Here is a 20046-nt window from a genome sequence, read left to right on the forward strand (position 1 = left end):
GCCCGACCCACCTCGACGCGCCCCCGTCCCATGCCCTGTGATGCACTGGGCGGGCGGGGGCGCATCGAACAGGAGCCGCATTGACCAGCTACCGCCAGCCCGGCCTCGTCCTCACCGACCGCCGCTTCGCCGTTCCGCTCGACCACGCGGACCCCGGCGGCGAACAGATCGAGGTCTACGGCCGTGAGGTCGTCGCCGGCGACCGGTCGGCCGACGACCTGCCGTGGCTGGTGTACCTGGAGGGCGGGCCCGGCTTCGGGGCCCGTCGCTTCATCGGCCGGCAGGCATGGCTGGGCCGGGCCGTGCAGGACCACCGCGTCCTCCTGCTCGACCAGCGCGGAACCGGCCACTCCACCCCCGTCAACCGCCAGACCCTGCCCCTGCGCGGCACTCCGCGGCAGCAGGCCGACCACCTCGCCCACTTCCGGGCCGACTCGATCGTCAAGGACTGCGAACTCATCCGGAAGCGCCTCACTCGCGGCGCCCCCTGGACCGTCCTCGGCCAGAGCTTCGGCGGCTTCTGCGCCACCCACTACCTCTCCACCGCCCCCGAGGGCCTGCGCACGGCCCTCATCACCGGCGGTCTGCCCTCGCTCCACGCCACCGCCGACGAGGTCTACCGGGCCGCCTACCCCCGTGTCCGGCGCAGGGCCGATGCCCACTACGCCCGCTACCCGCAGGACGTCGACCGCGCCCGCCGGATCGCCGCCCACCTCCTGGAGCACCCCACGACCCTGCCGAACGGCGGGCTCCTCACCGCCCAGGCCTTCCAGTCCCTCGGCATCCTCCTCGGCGGCGGCGAGGGGACCCACGAGCTGCACTACCTCCTGGAGGAGGCCTTCGTCCCCACGCCCGGCGGCCCCGCGCTCTCCGACGCCTTCCTGGAGAACGTCCAGGGCAGGCTCTCGTACGCCGGACACCCGCTCTACGCCGTGCTCCACGAGGCCATCTACGCACAGGGCCACGGGCCGACCGGCTGGGCCGCCGAACGCGTCCGCGCCGAGTTCCCGGAGTTCGACGCGGAGAAGACCCTGGCCGGCGACGCACCTCTCCTCTTCACCGGCGAGACCGTCCACCCCTGGCACTTCGAGACCGATCCCGCGCTCCGCCCGCTGCGCGAGACCGCCCACCTCCTCGCCGAACGGACCGACTGGGCACCGCTCTACGACCCCGCGCGACTCGCCGCCAACGAGGTGCCCGTCGCCGCGGCCGTCTACCACGACGACATGTACGTCGACACCGCCCACTCGCTGGAGACCGCGCGCGCCGTCCGGGGGCTGCGGACCTGGGTGACCGACGAGTTCGAGCACGACGGCGTACGGGCCGGAGGCCCGAGGGTGCTCGACCGGCTGCTCGGCCTCGCCCGGGACCAGATCTGACCGTCCGGGCCTCCTGCGGAGCGATCTCCGCCACGGCGGCGCGCAAAAGTCCAAGCAGTGCGTCCTGATTACTCATGGTGCGTGCGGGGTCAGGGGGATAGAACTCGTCCGGAGCGCACCGAGGAGAGGACCGGAGATGACCACCCACGTCAGTGCCGAGATCGCCGGACAGCCCGACTGCTGGCGGCGTGCGGCGGACATCGCCGCCGACCACGCCCGCCTGCTGCCCGGGCCGGGTGAGCGGGTCGCGGTCGTCGGCTGCGGCACCTCGTACTTCATGGCCCGGGCCTACGCCGCCCTGCGCGAATCCCTCGGCGCGGGCGAGACCGACGCCTTCCCGGCCTCCGACGAGACCCCCCTCGGCCGCGGCTACGACCGGATCGTCGCCCTCACCCGCTCCGGGGCCACCACCGAGGTGGTGACCCTGCTCGCGCGTGCCGCGGGCCGGATCCCGACGCTCGTCCTGACCGGCGTCCCCGGCAGCAGGGCCGCGGACCACGCGGACCGGTCGGTCGTGCTCGACTTCGCCGACGAACGCTCCGTCGTCCAGACCCGGTTCGCCACCACCGCCCTCCAGCTGCTGCGCGCGGGTCTGGGCGTGGACCTCGCCCCCTCGATCACCGACGCCGAACTCGCCCTCTACGAACCGCTGCCCACGGTCTGGGAACGGCGCTCCCAGTTCACCTTCCTCGGCACCGGGTGGACGGTCGGACTCGCCGACGAGGCCGCCCACAAGCTCCGCGGCGTGGCGCGCTCCTGGGCGGAGTCGTACGCGGCGATGGAGTACCGCCACGGGCCGATCGTCATCAGCGACCGCACGAGCCTCGTATGCTGCCTCGGTCCGGAGCCGGCCGGTCTCCGGGACGAAGTGGAAGCCACCGGGGCCCTGTTCGCCGCCGACGCCATCGACCCCGTGGCCGCCCTGGTGCGCGCCCAGCGCCTCGCCGTCACCCTCGCGGCCCGGCGCGGCCTGAACCCGGACCGCCCGCGTCACGCGTCGCGCTCGGTCATACTCTCCTCAGCGATCCGCGGGTGAATCCCCGTATCCTGCGCCCATGATCGACACGAGCAGCTCCCCCCTCGCCGACATGCCCGACGACTGGCAGCGCGCGCTCGCCGTGGTCGCCCATCCGGACGATCTCGAGTACGGCTGCGCCGCTGCCATCGCGGCCTGGACGGACGCGGGCAAGGAGGTCGTCTACGTCCTCGCGACCCGCGGCGAGGCCGGCATCGACTCGCTCGACCCGGCCACGTGCGGTCCGCTGCGCGAGCAGGAGCAGCGGGCGAGCGCGGAGGTGGTCGGCGTGTCGACCGTGGACTTCCTCGACCACCGGGACGGGGTGATCGAGTACGGACTCGGTCTGCGCCGCGACATCGCGGCGGCCGTCCGCCGGCACCGGCCCGAACTGGTCATCACCCTGAACCACCGCGACACCTGGGGCTTCGGCCCCGGCGGGTACTGGAACACCCCGGACCACCTGGCCGTGGGCCGCGCCACACTCGACGCCGCGGGCGACGCGGGCAACCGCTGGATCTTCCCCGAACTGACCGAGCAGGGCCTGGAGCCGTGGAACGGCGTGCGCTGGGTGGCGGTCGCCGGAACGAGCACGCCGACCCACGCCGTCGACGCCACACCCGGTGTCGAGCGCTCCGTCCGGTCGCTGCTCGCCCACCGCGCGTACATCGAGGGCCTGACGGACCAGGACCCCGAGGAGTACGTCCGTACCTTCCTGGCCCAGAACAACGAGCGCTTCGCCGCCCGCTACGGCGACCGGCCGGCCGTCGCCTTCGAGCTCTTCTCCCGATGACGTCCGGGGGCGCCGTGCGGCGCGGGCGCTGTCAGCGGCGTGGCCTCATCTCGCCCGCATGACCACACTGTTCCTCCACAGCGGCACCACCGCCCCGCCCGCGCCCCGGACCGCGCCGACTGCGGCAAGCGACGGGGTTCGTGGCCCAGCCGGACCAGGTCGCCGACTTCGGCGCCCCCCGCGCTTCGCGGGCGGGTGACACGCCCGCACAGGCGGTGTCATCGCGCCACGGCGGGTATCCGGAGGTGACGGAACAGGCCCGTGACGACGACCGCGGCTACCACGGCGATGCCCGACGGGCGGGTCGCACCCGCGGCCACGGCTCCTCGCAAACGGTTCGGAACACGCTTCAGTTCGGCGGTTCGGGCTTCAGCACCGCGAACGGGGCTCCGAAGGGGTCCGCCAGCCAGGCGATCCGGCCGACATCGGGGATGTCGGCCGCAGGCATGAGGAGCGACCCCCCGTTCCCCTGCGCGCGGGCGACGATGTCGTCCGCGTCCGCCACACCGAAGTACGGGATCCAGCGTGCCTCGTTCCCGCCCTCCTGGAGCTCGGCGACCCCGCCGAAGGAGGTGTCCTCCAGGTCCCCCTCGGCGGTGGACAGCACCCGGTAGGTCATACCCGGCGCCTCCATCTCCTGCGAGCGCCAGCCGAACAGCCTGCCGTAGAAGTCCAGAGCGGCCTCCGGATCGGGCACGTGCAGCTCGGCCCAGCACAGCGTGTTGTTCTCGGACGTCCTGTCCAGGCCCTTCGTCCCACCCGGCTGCCACACGGCGAAGTCGGCGCCGGCCGGGTCGGTCAGCTGGGCCATCCGTCCGGCGGTCATGACGTCCATCGGCTCGGCGCGCACCGCCCCGCCGGCGGACTCGGCGGCCTTCGCCGTGGCGTCGGCGTCCGGCGTCTGGAAGTACAGCGTCCACGCGCTGCTCGCCCCCTCCTCCGTCAGCGGACCGAGGGCGGCGACCGTCCGGCCGTCCTGCTGGAAGAACCCGTAGCCTCCGGCATCCGGCCCGGCCGAGGCGAACTCCCAGCCGAAGACAGCGGTGTAGAACGCGGCGGCGACCGCCGTGTCGGGGCTGCCCAGGTCGACCCAGCTGGGCGATCCCTTGGTGAAGTCCGTACCGAGCATGTGGTGTGCCCTGCCTTTCCGAGTCTGGAGATCGTCCGGTCACCCTCGCCGATCCTCGCCGCTCTCCCTCGCCCGCGCAGCCGCAGCCGCCCGGGTTCATCCGCGTGGACCAGTACGCGTCACTCCCCGAACCCGCCGCGCCCCAGCTGCTCGCGCACCGGCACCACCGGATCGTTGACGAGGGCCCGGCGCTGCTGGTTCGCGCCGTCCACCACCAGCGTGTGCCCGGAGACGAACCGGGCGTAGGGAGAGGCCAGGAAGGTCGCCGCCCAGCCCGGCTCCCGCGGGTACCCCACCCGCAGCGCGGGCTGCCGGGCGTCCTGGTCGGCCGCTCGCGCCGGCGCGCCCAGGATGTCGTCCGTCATGTCCTCGTGCGGCATCAGGCCCGGCACCAGGCCGTTGACCTGGATCCCGTACGGAGCCCACTCCACCGCCAGGGTCTCGACCAGGTTCTTCACACCGGCCTTCGCCGCCGCCGAGTGCGCGAACCCGGGACCGCCGGTCCAGGCGTAGGAGGCGCCCACGTTGACGACGGACCCGGGAGTGCGTGCGGCGAGGTGGCGCAGGGCGAACTCCCGGGTCGTGATCCAGGTCCCGGTCAGCGTGAAGTCGACGGCGGCACGCCAGCCGTTGGGCGACAGCTCCTCCGCCGGTACGGGGAAGTCGGCCGCCGCGTTGGCGCGGCGAGGGCGTGAACTGAAGCCCTGTCAGCCCAGGGCCGCAGCGGCCTTGCGGTCCAGGTCGTTCATGAGCAGCTCCGTGTTGATCGCCACGCCGGCCCGGTAACCTCCGCTCGCCGCGTTGATCACCTGCTCCTGCGCGCCGATCGCGTTGCCCGCTGCCCATACGCCGGGCACGCTGGTCCGACCGGTCTCGTCCACCGCCACGAAGTCGCCGAGCGGAGTCTCACGGGTCTCGGCGCCCAGCGCGGTGAGCAGCCCGTCCCGGGGCGTCATACGCGGTCCGACGAAGAGCACGTCACGCTCGACGACCCGGCCGTCCGCCATCCGTACGCCGACGAACCGGTCGGCCTCGACGACCAGACCCGCCACCTCGCCCGTCACCACCTCGACCCCGGCCGCCGCCACCCGGGCGCGCTCCTCCTCGGGGAGCGGCCCGGCCGTGTGCGCGAAGAGCGTCACGTCCGGGGACCAGTGGGTGAGGATCAGGGCCTGATGGGTCGGCATACCGGGGTGCGCGATCACCCCGAAGGCCCGGTCGCGGACCTCCCAGCCGTGGCAGTACGGGCAGTGCAGCACGTCCCGCCCCCAGCGCTCGGCCACGCCGTCGATCGCGGGGAGCTCGTCGACGAGTCCGGTGGTGACGACGAGCCTGCGCGCGCGCACCAGGTGGCCGTCGTCCACGGTCACCACGAAGCCGTCCGCGTCACCGGTCTCCCGTACCGCTCCCGTCACCTGTCCGGTCGTCCACTCCACCCCGTACGCGGCGATCTCCCGCCGCCCCGTCTCCAGGAACTCCGCCGGGCTCATCCCGTCCCGGGAGAGGTAGCCGTGCATGTGGGCGGCCGGGGCGTTGCGCGGCTCACCCGCGTCGACCACCAGGGTCCGGCGCCGTGACCGGCCGAGGATCAGGGCCGCGCTCAGCCCGGCCGCTCCGCCGCCGACCACCACGACGTCGTACTGCCGCGGCTCGCCTGTGCTCGTGTGTTCGCTCATACCGCAAGCGTTGCCCTGCCGAGGGATGGTGACAAACATTCTTGCCGTTTCCGCAACCCGAGGCATGATGGAGGCATGACTGAACCAGGGGCATCCGGAACCGGCGACGACCGCATCGACGCCGTGCTGAACGAGGTCGGGCCACGGCTGCGCCGGATCCGGCGCGATCGGGGCGCCACGCTCGGGGACCTCTCCGCCTCCACCGGGATCTCCGTGAGCACCCTCTCGCGCCTGGAGTCCGGGCAGCGCAGACCGAGCCTGGAGCTGCTGCTTCCCATCGCCCGGGCCCATCAGGTACCGCTGGACGAGCTGGTCGGCGCCCCGCCGGTCGGCGACCCCCGGGTCAAGGCCAAGCCGATCGTGCGGCACGGCAGAACGATGTTCCCGCTCACCCGTCAACCGGGTGGACTCCAGGCGTACAAGGTGGTGCAGGAGAAGCCGTACGAGAACCCGGACCCGCGGGTCCACGAGGGGTACGAGTGGCTCTACGTGCTGTCCGGGCGGCTGCGCCTCGTCCTCGGCGAGCACGACGTCGTGCTGGGGGCGGGGGAGGCCGCCGAGTTCGACACGCGCGTGCCGCACTGGTTCGGGCCCACGCCCGACGGGCCGGTGGAGTTCCTCAGCCTGTTCGGTCCGCAGGGTGAGCGGATGCATGTGCGGGCCCGCCCCAAGCAGTCCTGAAGAAGTCCCCGGCGCACGGTTCCACCGGGCACAAGCGACCGCTTAGTATGCGACCGACCGCGCAGTACGGACGACGGCTGGTGGAGGACCGCGATGCAGGCATGGCGAGTGCACGAGAACGGCGAGCCGGGCGAGGTGATGCAGCTCGACGAGGTGGAGGCGCCCACCCCGGGCGAGGGGCAGCTCCTCCTCAGGGTGCGCGCGGCCAACGTCAACTTCCCGGACGCCCTGCTCTGCCGGGGTCAGTACCAGGTGCGGCCCCCGCTCCCCTTCACCCCCGGGGTGGAGATCTGCGGTGAGACCGAGGACGGCCGGCGGGTCATCGCGACCCCCGCGCTGCCCCACGGCGGCTTCGCCGACTACGCGGTGGCGGACGCGGCGGCGCTGCTGCCCGCCCCCGAGGCCCTCGACGACGCCGAGGCGGCCGCCCTCCACATCGGCTACCAGACGGGCTGGTTCGGTCTGCACCGCCGCGCCGCCCTCAAGGAGGGCGAGACCCTGCTCGTCCACGCGGCGGCGGGCGGCGTCGGCAGTGCGGCCGTCCAGCTCGGCAAGGCGGCCGGCGCCACCGTCATCGGCGTCGTCGGCGGGGCGGAGAAGGCCGAGGTCGCCCGGACGCTCGGCTGCGACGTCGTCGTCGACCGGCGCTCCGAGGACGTCATCGCCGCCGTGAAGGAGGCCACCGGCGGTCGTGGCGCCGACGTGATCTACGACCCCGTGGGCGGCGAGGCCTACACCCAGTCCACGAAGGTCGTCGCCTTCGAGGGCCGCATCGTGGTGGTCGGCTTCGCCAGCGGGGTCATCCCCTCGGCCGCCCTCAACCACGCGCTGGTCAAGAACTACTCGGTCGTGGGACTCCACTGGGGCCTGTACAACCTCAAGGACCCGGCCGCCGTCCTGCGTTGCCACGAGACGCTCACCGCGTACGCGGCCAAGGGCCTGATCAAACCCCTGGTCAGCGAGCGCGTGCCGTTCACCGGAGCGGCGGACGCCGTGCAGCGCGTGAGCGAGGGCGTCACCACCGGCCGTCTCGTCGTCGTCCCGGAAGGAGTCGCCGCATGACCGCCGCCACCCCGGACGCCGCCGAACTGCGGGCCCGTACACAGCGGTTGATCGCTGAGCACCCGCCCGCGACCACCGAGCGCACCGACTTCCTGCGCGCCCGCTTCGACGCCGGACTCGCCTGGGTCCACTACCCGGTCGGCCTCGGTGGCCTCGGTGCCCCGCGCTCCCTGCAGGCCGTCGTCGACGCCGAACTCGCCGCTGCGGACGCCCCCGACAACGATCCGCGCCGGATCGGCATCGGCCTCGGCATGGTGGCGCCGACCCTCCTCGCGTACGGCTCCGACGAGGTCAAGCAGCGCTTCCTCAGGCCGCTGTGGGTGGGGGAGGAGGTGTGGTGCCAGCTCTTCAGCGAGCCCGGCGCGGGCTCCGACCTCGCCGCCCTCGGCACCCGAGCGGTCCGCGACGAGGCCACCGGCGACTGGATCGTCAACGGCCAGAAGGTATGGACCTCCAGCGCCCATGTCGCCCGCTGGGCCATCCTCATCGCCCGCACCGACCCCGACCTCCCCAAGCACCGCGGCATCACGTACTTCGTCTGCGACATGAGCGACCCGGGCGTCGAGGTCCGGCCGTTGCGGCAGATCACCGGCGAGGCCGAGTTCAACGAGGTCTTCCTCACCGACGTCCGCATCCCCGACGCGCACCGGCTCGGCGGGACCGGCGACGGCTGGCGGGTCGCCCAGACCACGCTGATGAACGAGCGGGTCTCGATCGGCGGAGCCCGCATCCCCCGCGAGGGCGGCATGATCGGGCCGGTCGCCACGACCTGGCGCGAACGCCCCGAGCTGCGCACCCACGACCTGCACCGACGGCTGCTCGACCTCTGGGTGGACTCCGAGGTCGCCCGACTCACGGGCGAACGGCTGCGCCAGCAGCTCGTCGCCGGCCAGCCGGGACCCGAGGGCAGCGCGATGAAGCTCGGCTTCGCCCGCCTCAACCAGGCCATCAGCGGTCTGGAGGTCGAACTGCTCGGCGAGGAAGGGCTGCTGTACGGGGACTGGACCATGCGCCGCCCCGAGCTGGTCGACTTCACCGGCCGTGACGCCGGCTACCGCTACCTGCGCTCCAAGGGCAACTCGATCGAGGGCGGAACGACCGAGGTCCTGCTCAACATCGTCGCCGAACGCGTCCTCGGCCTGCCCGCCGAGCCCCGCAACGACAAGGACGTCGCCTGGAAGGACCTCGCGCGATGACTGACCTCCTCTACTCCGAGACCGAGGACGACCTGCGGGCGGCGGTCCGCTCCCTGCTCGCCGACCGGGCCGACCCGAGCGTGCTGCTCGGCCGGATCGAGACCGGAGACCCGTACGTCCCCGGCCTCTGGAAGTCCCTCGCGGGCGAGATCGGCGCGGCCGGTCTGCTCGTCCCCGAGAAGCTGGGCGGCCAGGGCGCGAGCCACCGCGAGGCGGCGGTGGTCCTGGAGGAGCTGGGACGCGCGGTGACCCCGGCGCCGTACCTCACCAGCGCCGTCGTCGCGACCGAGACCCTGCTCGCCCTGGACACCGGGAGCGCCCCGGTCGCCGAGCTGCTCGCGGGGCTCGCCTCCGGGCGCGGGGTCGCGGTGCTCGCGCTGCCGCTGTCCACCGCGCCCGACGCGGCGCCGCTCGCCACCGAGACGGTGAACGGTGTCGCCGACGCCGCCCTGGCCGATGTCTTCCTCGTCCCGCGGGCCGACGGCCTCCACGCGGTCGCGGCGGACGCCGCCGGCGTGGAGCCGCAGACCCCGCTCGACCTGACCCGGCCCCTCGCGAGGGTGACCACGGCCGGCGCGAGCGGCGTCCGGCTCGCCGACGCGCGGACCTCGGCGGCGGCGGTCCGCCGCGGCCTGCTCGCGGGCGCGGGGCTGCTCGCCTCCGAACAGCTCGGGCTCGCCGAGTGGTGTCTGGAGGAGACCGTCCGCCACACCCGCACCCGCTACCAGTTCAACCGGCCGGTCGGCTCCTTCCAGGCGCTCAAGCACCGCATGGCGCAGCTCTGGCTGGAGGTCGTGAACGCCCGTGCGGCGGCCCGCGCCGCCGCCGACGCGCTCGCCACCGGCAACCCCGACACGCCCCTGACCGTCGCCGTCGCCCAGGCGTACTGCGCGAAGGTCGCCGTCCACGCGGCGGAGGAGTGCGTCCAGCTCCACGGCGGCATCGGCATGACGTGGGAACACCCGGCGCACCTGGCGCTGAAGCGGGCCAAGTCGGACCAGCTCGCCCTGGGGGCGACAGGGCGTCACCAGGACACGATCGCCGCCCTGGTCGGTCTCCCGGCGCCCGAATGACGCCGAAGTAAGGGGCCCACGTGCCCGCATCCCTTTACATACTGTTTAATTGCGAGTTGTTCGCAACAGCAGTTGATCTTCAAGAGGGGTGTGGGCACGATGACCGCCCGATCCATACGCGGCATGGCCGCCGCGACGCTCGCCGGTTCGCTGGCCCTCACCGCCGCGGCCTGCTCGAACCCGGGCGGCACCGGTGCCGGCTCGGGCGGTCGGAAGGACTCCGCGGTCGTCGGCATCGCCTACGAGCCCGAGACCCTCAGCCCCCTCCTCGGCTACGGCAAGGACGGCAATTCCAAGATCTTCGACGGGCTCCTCGCCTTCGACGCGGACATGAAGCTGAAGCCGGCGCTCGCCGCCGCGCTGCCCGAGGTCAGCCAGGACGGGCTGACGTACACGTACAGGCTCCGCAAGGGTGTGACCTTCAGCGACGGCGCCCCCTTCACCGCGAAGGACGTCGTCTTCACCTACCGGACGGTCCTCGACCCGAAGACGAACAACCCCTCCCGCACCGAACTCGACGCCCTCGAGAGCGTCGAGGCGGTCGGCGCGGACACCGTCGTCTTCCGGCTCGCGTACCCCTACGCTCCCTTCGCCGAGCGCACGGTCCTCGCCATCGCCCCCGAGCACGTCGCCGGGAAGCAGGACGTCAACACCGGCGCCTTCACCACCCGGCCCATCGGCACCGGCCCGTACGTCCTCACCGACTGGTCCAAGGGCGAGAAGCTCAGCTTCAAGGCCAACCCGACCTACTGGGGCGGCGCGCCCGAGGTGAAGAAGTTCACCATGGCGATCATCAAGGACGACGACGTCCGCGCCACCCGGCTCCGCGCCGGAGACCTCGACGGCGCCGTCCTGCCGCCCAACCTCGCCGCCGGCTTCAAGGACGACAAGGCCAGGAAGACGTACGCCGCGAAGACCTACGACTACCGCACCGTCACGCTCCCCACCCACAACAAGGTCACCGGGGACACCGCCGTCCGCCGCGCCCTCGACGTCGCCGTCGACCGGCAGGCCATGGTCGACAAGATCCTCGAAGGCGCCGGCAAACCGGCCTACGGCCCCGTCCCCACCGACAGCGAGTGGTTCGCCAAGGGCACCGAGCGCCGCCACGACCTCGACGCCGCCGAGAAGATCCTCGACGAGGCGGGCTGGAGGCCCGGCCCCGACGGCGTCCGAGTGAAGGACGGCGTACGCGCCGAGTTCCCGCTCTGGTACCTCTCCGGCGACAAGCTCCGGCAGGACCACGCCCTCGCCTACGCCTCCGACGCCAAGAAGGCCGGCATCGCCGTCAAGACCCAGGGCGGCACCTGGGAGGTCATCGAGCCCCGGATGAAGACCGACGCGGTCCTCGCCGGCGGCGGCTCGCCCGGCGACCCCGACTTCGACCAGTACCTCCTGCTGACGTCCGCCCTCGCGGGCGACGGCTTCAACAACATGGCCTGGTACGACAACAAGACCGTCGACAAGGCCCTGGAGGAGGGCCGCCGCACGAACGACACCGTCAAGCGGCGTGCCGCCTACTCCGTCGTCCAGCGCGAACTGGTGAAGAACCCCGGCTACACCTTCCTCACCCACATCGACCACCTGTACGTCGTGAACGACAGCTGGGACGGCCTGACCACCCAGACCGAGCCCCACGACCACGGACTCGCCTCCGGCCCGTGGTGGAACGTCGAGGCCTGGAAGCCCAAGGCCGGCGCGGAGAAGGCCGAGCGGTGAGCCGACGCCTCCCCTGGGGGGCCATGGCCCGGATGACGGGACGGCGGGCCCTGTTCGCCGTCCCCGTCCTCCTCGCCGTCACCTTCGCGGTCTTCGCCGTCGCCGCCGCCTCCCCCTTCGACCCCGTCAAGGCGTACGCCGGCACCGCCGGACTCACCGCCTCGCAGGAGAACCTCGACCAGCTCCGCGCCAACCTCGGCGTCGACCGGCCCCTCACCACCCGCTGGTGGGAGTGGCTCACCGCCGCGCTCCACGGCGATCTCGGCGACTCCAGCGTCATGCGGCAGCCCGTCGCCGACGTCATCACCGAGCGCGTCGGCTGGTCCGTACTCCTCGCCACCACGGCCTTCCTCCTCGCCATCGTGCTCGGCACGGTCCTCGGCGTCCTCGCCGGGCGCCGGCGCGGCGGACTCCTCGACCGTGCCGTCAGCTCGGCCGCGTACACCCTGGAAGCCGCTCCGGTCTTCTGGCTGGGACTGCTCGCCATCTGGTTCTTCGCCCTGGAACTCGGCGCACTCCCGGCCGGCGGACTCACCGACACGGCGAGCGACACCGTCACCCCCGACCAGGTCGCCACCCACCTCGTGCTGCCCGCCCTGGTCCTCGGCGTCTCACAACTGCCCTGGTTCTTCCTGTACGTCCGCCAGGGCGTCGCAGACGCGCTGGCGGAGGACCCCGTACGCGGCGCACGCGCGCGCGGACTGCGGGACCGAACCGTCCTGCTCGGCCACGCCCTGCGCTCCGGCATGCTCCCGATGCTCACCCTCGTCGGCTCCCGCGTCCCCGAACTCATCACGGGGGCCCTGCTCGTGGAGAGCGTCTTCAGCTGGCCCGGCATCGCCGCCGCTACCGTCCAGGCGGCCACCTCCGTCGACTTCCCGCTGCTGGCCGCGCTCACGGTGCTCGCCACCGCCGCCGTCCTCCTCGGCAACCTCCTCTCCGACCTGCTGTACGGGCTCGCCGACCCGAGAGTGGGCTTCGATGGCTGATCCCCGCACCCGCCGCCTGCGCCTCTGGTCCTCCGCCGGGATCGTCGGCGCGGTCCTCCTCGCCGTCCTCCTCGTCCCGCCGCTCGTCCAGCTCGACGAGCAGGCCGTCGACCTGTCCTCAAAACTCCTGCCGCCGTCCTCGGAGCACCCCTTCGGCACCGACGACGTCGGCCGTGACCTGCTGCTGCGCTGCGTCTACGGACTGCGGATCTCGCTCCTCGTCGGCCTGGTCGCCGCGCTCGCCGCCACCGTCGTCGGGACGGCCGTCGGCGCCGTGGCCGCCTCCCTGGGCGGCTGGACCGACCGGCTCGTGATGCGGATCGTCGACGCCTTCTCCTCCGTACCGCACCTGCTGCTCGGCATCTTCATCGTGGCCATGTTCCGGCCGGGAGTGTGGCCGGTCATCGTCTCCGTCGCGCTCACCCACTGGTTGTCGACCGCCCGGATCGTCCGCTCCGAGGTCCTCTCGCTGCGCTCGCGCCCCTTCGTCGACGCGGCGATCTCCGGCGGCGCCTCGCGGTGGCGGGTGACCGTGCGCCACCTGCTGCCCGCCGTCCTGCCGCAGGCGGGACTCGCCGCCGTCCTGATGGTGCCGCACGCCATGTGGCACGAGTCCGCGCTCTCCTTCCTCGGCCTCGGGCTGCCGAGCCACCAGGCCAGCCTCGGCAACCTGGTCCAGTCCGCCCGCTCCTCGCTCCTCGCCGGCGACTGGTGGCCGACGCTCTTCCCCGGCCTGCTCCTCATCGTGCCGACCCTGGCCGTCGCCGGGCTCGCCGGAGCATGGCGAGACCGCCTCAACCCGCGCCGCCGATCGGAGCTGATGCTGTGAACCCGCGCGTCGCACGAGCCCTGGAGGCCGTCACCGCCGGAGGTCCCCCCGCCGCGGGCAGGGGGAGCGCCGACGAGGCCGTCCTCAGTGTGCGCGGGCTCTCCGTCCGCTTCCGGATGCGCGGCGGACGACACGTCGCCGCCGTCACCGGGGCCGACTTCGACCTGGCGGCGGGGGAGTGCCTCGCCCTCGTCGGCGAGAGCGGCTGTGGCAAGTCCGTCCTCGCCTCCGCGCTCCTCGGGCTGCTGCCCGGGAACGCCACGGCCTCCGGCACGGCGCTGCTCGACGGGGTCGACCTGCTCGCCGCCGACGAGCGGACCCTGGCCCGTACGGTACGGGGACGGCGCGTCGGTCTCGTACCGCAGAGCCCCGCCGCCCACCTCACCCCCGTGCGGACCGTACGCGCCCAGCTGGAGGAGACCGTCCGCGAGCTGACCGGCACCCCGCGGCGGGAGCGGCGCGCTGCCGCCGAGGCGGCGGCGGAGCGGGCCGCGTTCCCGGCGGGGCACCTCGACCGGTACCCGCACGAACTCTCCGGCGGCCTCGCGCAGCGTGCCGCCACCGCGCTCGCCCTCATCGGGGACGCTCCGCTCCTCCTCGCCGACGAGCCGACCACCGGCCTCGACCGCGACCTCGTCGAGCGGACGGCCGACGAGCTGCGCCGTCACGCCGACGAGGGCCGGGCGCTGCTGCTGATCACGCACGACCTGTCGGCGGCGGAACGGATCGCCGACCGGGTGGCCGTGATGTACGCGGGCCGGATCGTCGAGACGACGGCCGCCCCCCGCTTCTTCGGACAGCCCGGCCCCCGCCACCCCTATGCCAGGGGCCTCCTGAACGCCCTGCCCGACCGCGCGTTCACCGCGATCCCGGGCATGCCCCCCGAGCTGACCGCCCTGCCGTCCGGCTGCGCCTTCGCCCCGCGCTGCGAGCGGGCGACGCCGACCTGCGACACGTTCCCGGAACCGTTCGCGGGCGTGGCCTGCCACCACCCGACGGGACAGCCGGCCGACCTGCCAGGAGTGCCCCGTGCTTGAACTCGACTCCCTCACCGCCGGCTACGACGGTCGTGGGCCCGTCTTCGTCGACACCTCGCTGACCATCGCGCCGGGAGAGTCGGTCGGCCTCCTGGGGCCCAGCGGCTGCGGCAAGTCCACGCTCGCCCGGGTCGCCGCGCTGCTGCACCGGCCGGACGCCGGGAGCGTCACCGTCGACGGCGAGCGGGTGCGGGGCTGGCGGCACGGCGCGCCGCGCGCTCTGCGGACCGCGGTCGGCGTGGTGTTCCAGCAGCCCCGGATGTCGGCCGACCCCCGCCTGCGGCTGCGCGATCTGATCGTCGAACCCCTCCGGGCCGGTGGCCGCCGCCCGGAGGCCGGCCCGCGCCTCGCCGAACTCGCGTCGGCGGTGGGCCTCACCGACGACCTGCTCGCCCGCCGCCCCCACGAGGTCAGCGACGGGCAGCTGCAACGTGCCTGCCTGGCACGGGCGTTGGTGCTGCGCCCGCGCTGGCTGGTCTGCGACGAGATGACGGCCATGCTCGACGCCTCGACGACGGCGGCCCTGGTCGCCGCGGTGGAGGCGTACCGCGCCGAATCGGGCGCGGGCCTGCTCGCCGTCGGCCACGACCGTGTCCTCCTGAACCGCTGGTGCGACCGCACGGTCGAGTGGTCCGACTGCGCGGGTGGGGGAGGCGGCGGTAGGGGAGCCGGGGCCGCGTCGACGACGCGGTAGCCGGACCGGTCCTGCGTCAGCCCGCCACGCCCCCGGAGCGCGGGGCGAACCTCAGGCGACCGGGCGGCATCGCGTCAGCCAACTCTGCCTCATACCGAATCCGTTGGGAGCCCGACCCGCACATACTCGTGCGGGTCCCTCGTCCCGAACCCCCGGAGCCGTCCCATGACGCCCCTGTCCCGCCGTACCGCGGTCGCCGCCCTGGCCGCCGTGACCTCGGTCGCCCTGGCCGGCACCGCCGTCGCCGCCCACCGCGTGCGCCCGTTGCCGCTCGCGCACGCGCACAACGACTACCTCCACCCCCCGGCCCCTCCACGACGCCCTCGACCACGGGTTCACCAGCGTCGAGGCCGACGTCTTCCTCGTCGACGGGGAGCTGCTCGTCGCCCACGAACCCGCCCGGCTCGACCCGAGCCGCACCCTCCGCTCCCTCTACCTCGACCCGCTCCTCGCCCGGGTCAGCGCCAACCACGGCTCCGTGTACGCCGGTTACCGCCGCCCCGTGCAGCTCCTCATCGACATCAAGGCCGACGGCGTCGCCGCCTACCGGGAACTCGACCGCCAACTCCGCCCGTACCGGCGGATGCTGTCCACCGTCACCGCCGGTCGCGTCCACCCCGGTGCCGTCACCCCCGTCGTCTCCGGCGACCGCGCCGCACGCGGCCCCATGGAGGCACAGCGCGTCCGCCATGCCTTCTACGACGGCCGGCTCGACGACCTCGCGGCGCAGACCCCCGCGCCCGCCGCCTTCATCCCGCTCGTCAGCTCCAACTGGACCCAGTCCTTCGACTGGCGCGGCGAAGGACCCTTCCCGGCCGCCGAGCGGGCCCGGCTGGCCTCGATCGTCGGGACCGCCCACGCGCGCGGCCAGCGGATCCGCTTCTGGGCCACCCCCGACCGGCCCGGACCCGCCCGCGACGCTCTCTGGAGCGAGCTGCGCGCCGCCGGCGTCGACCACATCAACACCGACGACCTCGCCGGGCTCCGGGACTTCTTGAACCGCTGACGGCGAATCCCACCCGTTCGGCCGACATGCCATACGGCCGGACGGCGCTCCCGCTGCGCCACACTGGCCGCCGAACGCCGCGATTCCGGCGCGGCGCAAGGAGGGTGTGGGCGATGGCCGTGTCCGTTTCTGTCGTACTGCTGCTGCTCGTCCTGGCGGTGATCTTCCTCCGCAACGGCGGCCTCAAGTTCTCCCACGCGCTGGTCTGCGCCCTGCTCGGCTTCTTCCTCGCGGGCACGAGCATGGCGCCGACCATCCAGAACGGGGTCGCCGCCACCGCCGACGTCGTCAGCAGCCTCAAGCCCTGAGCCGCCCCTGCCGTATCGTTTCGGGGCTGTGAAGTGGCCTTGAGACCAGCGGCAGTTCGATGGACATCTCAGCCGGCTCCACTTCTACGAGAAGCGGCCGAACCCGCTCGGCGTCGACGCCTGGAATCCGGCGGCCGTCGACTTCCGCACCGGGCAGCGTGCCCGGCAGCCGCTCACCGGCACCGCTACCGGCCCGGCGTACGGCCACAACCGGGCCCCGATCACTCTCGGCCCCGACGGAACCGCGTACGTCGGCGACTTCAACGGGATCGTCACCTTCCGTGACGCCGGCTGAGCGGGCATGACGGTGCCCGGGGCCGTCCGTACGACCCAGCACCGTCACGCGTGCCTGCCGTGCACTCAGAACATGTCGGGCACGTCGCCCACCGTGGTCCTCGTGTCGATCACGGCGAACGCCGCGCCCTGCGGGTCGACGATCGCCGCGAAGCGGCCGAAGGGGCTGTCCATCGGCCCGAAGGCCTTCTGGCCGCCGAGCTTCACGGCCCGGTCGACCGCCTGGTCGCAGTTGTCGACGGCGAAGTAGACCTGGATGTACGACGGGACCTCGGCCGGGAAGTCCTCCGGCGTCATCGTCATCCGCCCCAGGACCGGCATCTCGCCGCCCAGGTCGAAGACCTTGTAGTCCATGTCCTCGACGGCCATCTTCTTGGCGTTGTAGCCGAACACCGATGTCAGGAAGTCGTCCGACTTCGCGGGCTCCCGCGTGAAGACCTCGGCCCACGCGTAGGAGCCGGTCTCGCCCTCCAGTTCGAAGCCCTCGTGGGCCCCGGGCTGCCAGACACCGAAGACGACGCCGGCCGGGTCCTGCGCCAGGCACATGGACCCGAAGTCGCCGACGGCCATCGGCTCCATGACGACCGTGCCGCCGCTGTTCCTGATCTTCTCGGCCGTGGCGGCGACATCGGGCGACGCGAAGTAGAGACACCAGGCCGACGGCTGGGAGCCGTCCTGGCCGGGCATCGGCGGAACGACCGCCGCGACCGCCTTGCCGTCGCGGTACGCCTGGGTGTAGTTGCCGTACTCCGAGGACGATTCGCCGAAGGTCCAGCCCAGCACCTCGCCGTAGAACGTCTTGGCGCCCTCGATGTCGTTGAACATCGCGTCGGCCCAGCAGGGTGTGCCTTCAGGTCGTGCGGCCATGACTCTGACTCTCTTCCGATCGATGGGGCTCGCCGGTGGTTGCCGAGTCCCACGCTAGTCAGGGCGGGCCCACCCTGCTCGGTGACGGACCGTGTCCGTGCGGGGCCGGCGGCCGGAGGAGGTTCCCACGGCGCAGGCCGACAGGAAGGCCGCCACCGCGGGTACGCGTACACGTACCCGCGTGTCCCCCAGGCGACCGGCCCCCTGTCTCGCGCGTGTGGAGATACGAGCAGGCGTCAGTGAGCTGAGTCCGGGCCGGAGTCGACGAGCCGGGAACGGATGAGGAAACGGACGCCTTCCGGGGCCTCCAGGGAGAAGCCGCTGCCCCGGCCCGGCACGACGTCCACGATCAGCCGGGTGTGGCTCCACAGCTCGGACTGCGCCTTCGACATCCAGAACGGCACCGGCTCCGCGACACCGGCGACGTCGAGCGAGGCGAGCAGTACGTCCGCCGCGCCGGTGCGGAACTCCCCGTCCGGATAGCACATGGGCGCGCTGCCGTCGCAGCAGCCGCCCGACTGGTGGAACATCAGGGGACCGTGCGACTCCCGCAGCCGCCGCACCAGGTCGGCCGCGTCGGGTGTCAACTCCACCCGCGCTCCGGGTCGATCCATCTCCCGCCCCTCCTCGTGCGTCCGCCGGGGCTCCATCGAACACGGCCGGAGGTTGCGAGAGGGTTGCGTCCGCCGAAATCGGCCGCACCCCTAGGAACTGACGGTCCGTCAGGTTACGCTCCCCGCATGATTCCGACCGTTGTCTGGGGAACCGGAAATGTCGGCCGCGCGGCCATACGGGCCGTCGACGCCCACCCGGCGCTCGCCCTCACCGCCGTCCTCGTCCACGACCCGGGCAAGATCGGACGTGACGCGGGCGCGCTCGCCGGGCTCGACCGCTCCCTCGGGGTGGCGGCGACCGACGACACCGACGCCGTGCTCGGCGCCCGCCCCCGCGCGGTGGTGTACGCCGCCTCCGGCGACATCAGGCCCGACGAGGCGCTCGCCGACGTCGTCAGGGCCGTCCGCGGCGGCGCGGTGGTCGTGACCCCGGCGCTCTACCCGCTCTACGACCAGCGTGGAGCCCCGCCGGAGTTCCGGGACCCGGTCCTCGCCGCCGTGGCGGAGGGCGGCGGTTCCCTCTTCGTCTCCGGCGTCGACCCCGGCTGGGGCAACGACGTCCTGCCCCTGCTGATCAGCGGCCTCGGCACCCTTGTGGACGTCGTCCGCTGCCAGGAGATCTTCGACTACTCCACGTACGAGCAGGAGGACTCGGTCCGTCATCTCGTCGGCATGGGGCACCCCATGGAGTACGAACCGCTGATGCTCGCCCCCTCCGTACCGACCATGGTCTGGGGCGGACAGATCCGGCTCATGGCACGGGCCCTCGGCGTCGAACTCGACGAGATCCGCGAGACCATGCAACGCCGTCCCCTCGACACCACCGTGACCACCCGCACGATGGGCGTCTTCGAGGCCGGCACCCAGGGCGCCGTACGGTTCGAGGTCCAGGGGGTCGTCGACGGCGAACCCCGCATCGTCATCGAACACGTCACCCGGATCCACCCCTCGTGCGCCCCCGACTGGCCCACCCCGCCCGACGGCGCCGGCGCCCACCGGGTGGTCATCGAGGGCCGCCCGCGCATCGAGGTCACGGTCGAGGCCACGGACGAGGGCGAGAACCGCTCCGCGGGCGGCAACGCCACGGCCGTCGGCAGGCTCGTGAACGCGGTCGACTGGCTCGTGGACGCGAAGCCCGGACTCTACGACGCGCTCGACGTCCCGCTGCGCCCCGCGGTGGGCCGACTGGGAAGGAAACGGCCATGAGGATCGACGTCCCCGAGGGCAGGCACCCGATCGAGTACGTCTGGGGCGAGATCGTCCCCGAGATCGGCACCGCCGCGGCGAACTTCTCCCTCTCCGTCTACGCCCATACGACCCTGGGTCTGCGCGAGTTCGAGGCCGCGCGGCTGCGGATCGCGCAGGTCAACGGGTGTCTGTTCTGCCTGGACTGGAGGACCGACCGCGACGGCGAGAAGGTCGAGGACTCGTTCGCCGACGCGGTGACCCAGTGGCGTACCACCGATGCCTTCGACGACCGCACGCGGCTGGCCGCGGAGTACGCCGAGCGGTACGCCCTGGATCATCACGGTCTCGACGAGGCCTTCTGGACTCGTATGACCGCTCACTACAGTCAGCCCGAGATCGTGGAGCTGACGATGAGCATCGGCTCCTGGCTGTCGTTCGGCCGGCTCAATCGGGTGCTGGGCCTCGACGCGGTGTGCGTGCTGCCCACCCAGTGACCC

19 protein-coding genes and 3 pseudogenes are annotated in these 20046 nt (G+C 73.0%); 17 read left to right on the forward strand and 5 right to left on the reverse strand.

Going from position 1 to position 20046, the window contains the following annotated elements:
- Window positions 1–80: 80 nt before the first annotated feature.
- The 3 genes from ACFUJR_RS00310 to ACFUJR_RS00320 all read left to right on the forward strand — a co-directional run bounded on the left by ACFUJR_RS00310 (window position 81) and on the right by ACFUJR_RS00320 (window position 3187).
- Window positions 81–1379 (forward strand): alpha/beta fold hydrolase, encoded by a 1299-nt coding sequence (locus tag ACFUJR_RS00310; protein ID WP_383171607.1) that lies wholly within the window; start codon window positions 81–83, stop codon window positions 1377–1379.
- Window positions 1380–1515: 136 nt separating this feature from the next.
- Entirely contained in the window at window positions 1516–2415 is a 900-nt protein-coding gene (locus tag ACFUJR_RS00315) for an SIS domain-containing protein (RefSeq protein WP_383171609.1), read from the forward strand.
- A gap of 19 nt (window positions 2416–2434) precedes the next feature.
- Window positions 2435–3187 (forward strand): PIG-L deacetylase family protein, encoded by a 753-nt coding sequence (locus ACFUJR_RS00320; protein WP_383171611.1) that lies wholly within the window; start codon window positions 2435–2437, stop codon window positions 3185–3187.
- A gap of 349 nt (window positions 3188–3536) precedes the next feature.
- On the opposite strand, the gene ACFUJR_RS00325 is transcribed toward ACFUJR_RS00320, so the two are convergent.
- The 3 genes and pseudogenes from ACFUJR_RS00325 to ACFUJR_RS00335 form a co-directional block, all read right to left on the reverse strand.
- A complete protein-coding gene (locus ACFUJR_RS00325; protein WP_383171613.1) occupies window positions 3537–4316 on the reverse strand; it encodes a VOC family protein in 780 nt (259 codons plus the stop codon).
- A 119-nt stretch (window positions 4317–4435) separates the two neighbouring features.
- Window positions 4436–4981 (reverse strand): annotated as a pseudogene (locus tag ACFUJR_RS00330) (SDR family oxidoreductase); the annotation flags it as partial.
- A gap of 42 nt (window positions 4982–5023) precedes the next feature.
- Complete coding sequence (locus ACFUJR_RS00335) at window positions 5024–5992, reverse strand: NAD(P)/FAD-dependent oxidoreductase (RefSeq protein ID WP_383171615.1); 969 nt, start codon at window positions 5990–5992, stop codon at window positions 5024–5026.
- A 75-nt stretch (window positions 5993–6067) separates the two neighbouring features.
- On the opposite strand from ACFUJR_RS00335, the gene ACFUJR_RS00340 reads away from it, so the two are divergent.
- The 12 genes and pseudogenes from ACFUJR_RS00340 to ACFUJR_RS00395 all read left to right on the forward strand — a co-directional run.
- Complete coding sequence (locus tag ACFUJR_RS00340) at window positions 6068–6673, forward strand: helix-turn-helix domain-containing protein (RefSeq protein ID WP_383171617.1); 606 nt, start codon at window positions 6068–6070, stop codon at window positions 6671–6673.
- 93 nt (window positions 6674–6766) lie between these two features.
- Window positions 6767–7735: an NADPH:quinone oxidoreductase family protein gene (locus tag ACFUJR_RS00345; RefSeq protein ID WP_383171619.1), complete on the forward strand. Its 969-nt coding sequence runs from the start codon at window positions 6767–6769 to the stop codon at window positions 7733–7735.
- Window positions 7732–8931, forward strand: coding sequence for an acyl-CoA dehydrogenase family protein (locus ACFUJR_RS00350; RefSeq protein ID WP_383171621.1), 1200 nt, complete (start codon window positions 7732–7734; stop codon window positions 8929–8931). Before ACFUJR_RS00345 ends, ACFUJR_RS00350 begins: the two co-directional genes overlap by 4 nt.
- Entirely contained in the window at window positions 8928–10004 is a 1077-nt protein-coding gene (locus ACFUJR_RS00355; protein WP_383171623.1) for an acyl-CoA dehydrogenase family protein, read from the forward strand. The genes ACFUJR_RS00350 and ACFUJR_RS00355 overlap by 4 nt, the downstream gene beginning before the upstream one ends.
- 99 nt (window positions 10005–10103) lie before the next feature.
- Window positions 10104–11723 (forward strand): ABC transporter substrate-binding protein, encoded by a 1620-nt coding sequence (locus ACFUJR_RS00360; protein ID WP_383171625.1) that lies wholly within the window; start codon window positions 10104–10106, stop codon window positions 11721–11723.
- The gene (locus ACFUJR_RS00365; protein ID WP_383171627.1) at window positions 11720–12712 is read left to right on the forward strand and encodes an ABC transporter permease; all 993 of its coding nucleotides are present in this window, start codon (window positions 11720–11722) and stop codon (window positions 12710–12712) included. Before ACFUJR_RS00360 ends, ACFUJR_RS00365 begins: the two co-directional genes overlap by 4 nt.
- Window positions 12705–13541 carry an ABC transporter permease gene (locus ACFUJR_RS00370; protein ID WP_383171629.1) on the forward strand — a complete coding sequence of 279 codons (837 nt, stop codon included), beginning with the start codon at window positions 12705–12707 and terminating at the stop codon, window positions 13539–13541. The genes ACFUJR_RS00365 and ACFUJR_RS00370 overlap by 8 nt, the downstream gene beginning before the upstream one ends.
- Window positions 13493–14578: an ABC transporter ATP-binding protein gene (locus ACFUJR_RS00375; RefSeq protein WP_383171631.1), complete on the forward strand. Its 1086-nt coding sequence runs from the start codon at window positions 13493–13495 to the stop codon at window positions 14576–14578. The genes ACFUJR_RS00370 and ACFUJR_RS00375 overlap by 49 nt, the downstream gene beginning before the upstream one ends.
- Window positions 14571–15272, forward strand: a complete 702-nt coding sequence (locus ACFUJR_RS00380; protein WP_383171633.1) for an ABC transporter ATP-binding protein — start codon at window positions 14571–14573, stop codon at window positions 15270–15272. The genes ACFUJR_RS00375 and ACFUJR_RS00380 overlap by 8 nt, the downstream gene beginning before the upstream one ends.
- 165 nt (window positions 15273–15437) lie before the next feature.
- Window positions 15438–16278 (forward strand): annotated as a pseudogene (locus tag ACFUJR_RS00385) (phosphatidylinositol-specific phospholipase C/glycerophosphodiester phosphodiesterase family protein).
- A 113-nt stretch (window positions 16279–16391) separates the two neighbouring features.
- Window positions 16392–16586 (forward strand): hypothetical protein, encoded by a 195-nt coding sequence (locus ACFUJR_RS00390; RefSeq protein ID WP_383171635.1) that lies wholly within the window; start codon window positions 16392–16394, stop codon window positions 16584–16586.
- Between the two features lie 76 nt (window positions 16587–16662).
- Window positions 16663–16881 (forward strand): annotated as a pseudogene (locus ACFUJR_RS00395) (hypothetical protein); the annotation flags it as partial.
- 65 nt (window positions 16882–16946) lie between these two features.
- Here the strand turns inward: ACFUJR_RS00395 and ACFUJR_RS00400 are convergent.
- Both ACFUJR_RS00400 and ACFUJR_RS00405 read right to left on the reverse strand, forming a co-directional pair.
- The gene (locus tag ACFUJR_RS00400) at window positions 16947–17747 is read right to left on the reverse strand and encodes a VOC family protein (protein WP_383171637.1); all 801 of its coding nucleotides are present in this window, start codon (window positions 17745–17747) and stop codon (window positions 16947–16949) included.
- 236 nt (window positions 17748–17983) lie between these two features.
- Window positions 17984–18361: a DUF779 domain-containing protein gene (locus ACFUJR_RS00405; protein ID WP_383171639.1), complete on the reverse strand. Its 378-nt coding sequence runs from the start codon at window positions 18359–18361 to the stop codon at window positions 17984–17986.
- A gap of 126 nt (window positions 18362–18487) precedes the next feature.
- Between ACFUJR_RS00405 and ACFUJR_RS00410 the strand changes: the two genes are divergently transcribed.
- A complete protein-coding gene (locus ACFUJR_RS00410) occupies window positions 18488–19567 on the forward strand; it encodes a dihydrodipicolinate reductase (RefSeq protein WP_383171641.1) in 1080 nt (359 codons plus the stop codon).
- Window positions 19564–20043, forward strand: coding sequence for a carboxymuconolactone decarboxylase family protein (locus ACFUJR_RS00415; protein ID WP_383171643.1), 480 nt, complete (start codon window positions 19564–19566; stop codon window positions 20041–20043). Before ACFUJR_RS00410 ends, ACFUJR_RS00415 begins: the two co-directional genes overlap by 4 nt.
- Window positions 20044–20046: the final 3 nt, after the last annotated feature.

Source organism: Streptomyces sp. NPDC057271, assembly GCF_042668715.1.
Lineage (GTDB): Bacteria > Actinomycetota > Actinomycetes > Streptomycetales > Streptomycetaceae > Streptomyces.

Coding starts and splice junctions, on each gene's coding strand:
- ACFUJR_RS00315 (WP_383171609.1), top strand. CDS start 1,516: ATGACCACCCACGTCAGTGCCGAGATCGCCGGACAGCCCGACTGCTGG.
- ACFUJR_RS00320 (WP_383171611.1), top strand. CDS start 2,435: ATGATCGACACGAGCAGCTCCCCCCTCGCCGACATGCCCGACGACTGG.
- ACFUJR_RS00325 (WP_383171613.1), bottom strand. CDS start 4,316: ATGCTCGGTACGGACTTCACCAAGGGATCGCCCAGCTGGGTCGACCTG.
- ACFUJR_RS00335 (WP_383171615.1), bottom strand. CDS start 5,992: ATGAGCGAACACACGAGCACAGGCGAGCCGCGGCAGTACGACGTCGTG.
- ACFUJR_RS00340 (WP_383171617.1), top strand. CDS start 6,068: ATGACTGAACCAGGGGCATCCGGAACCGGCGACGACCGCATCGACGCC.
- ACFUJR_RS00345 (WP_383171619.1), top strand. CDS start 6,767: ATGCAGGCATGGCGAGTGCACGAGAACGGCGAGCCGGGCGAGGTGATG.
- ACFUJR_RS00350 (WP_383171621.1), top strand. CDS start 7,732: ATGACCGCCGCCACCCCGGACGCCGCCGAACTGCGGGCCCGTACACAG.
- ACFUJR_RS00355 (WP_383171623.1), top strand. CDS start 8,928: ATGACTGACCTCCTCTACTCCGAGACCGAGGACGACCTGCGGGCGGCG.
- ACFUJR_RS00360 (WP_383171625.1), top strand. CDS start 10,104: ATGACCGCCCGATCCATACGCGGCATGGCCGCCGCGACGCTCGCCGGT.
- ACFUJR_RS00370 (WP_383171629.1), top strand. CDS start 12,705: ATGGCTGATCCCCGCACCCGCCGCCTGCGCCTCTGGTCCTCCGCCGGG.
- ACFUJR_RS00375 (WP_383171631.1), top strand. CDS start 13,493: ATGGCGAGACCGCCTCAACCCGCGCCGCCGATCGGAGCTGATGCTGTG.
- ACFUJR_RS00390 (WP_383171635.1), top strand. CDS start 16,392: ATGGCCGTGTCCGTTTCTGTCGTACTGCTGCTGCTCGTCCTGGCGGTG.
- ACFUJR_RS00400 (WP_383171637.1), bottom strand. CDS start 17,747: ATGGCCGCACGACCTGAAGGCACACCCTGCTGGGCCGACGCGATGTTC.
- ACFUJR_RS00405 (WP_383171639.1), bottom strand. CDS start 18,361: ATGGATCGACCCGGAGCGCGGGTGGAGTTGACACCCGACGCGGCCGAC.
- ACFUJR_RS00410 (WP_383171641.1), top strand. CDS start 18,488: ATGATTCCGACCGTTGTCTGGGGAACCGGAAATGTCGGCCGCGCGGCC.
- ACFUJR_RS00415 (WP_383171643.1), top strand. CDS start 19,564: ATGAGGATCGACGTCCCCGAGGGCAGGCACCCGATCGAGTACGTCTGG.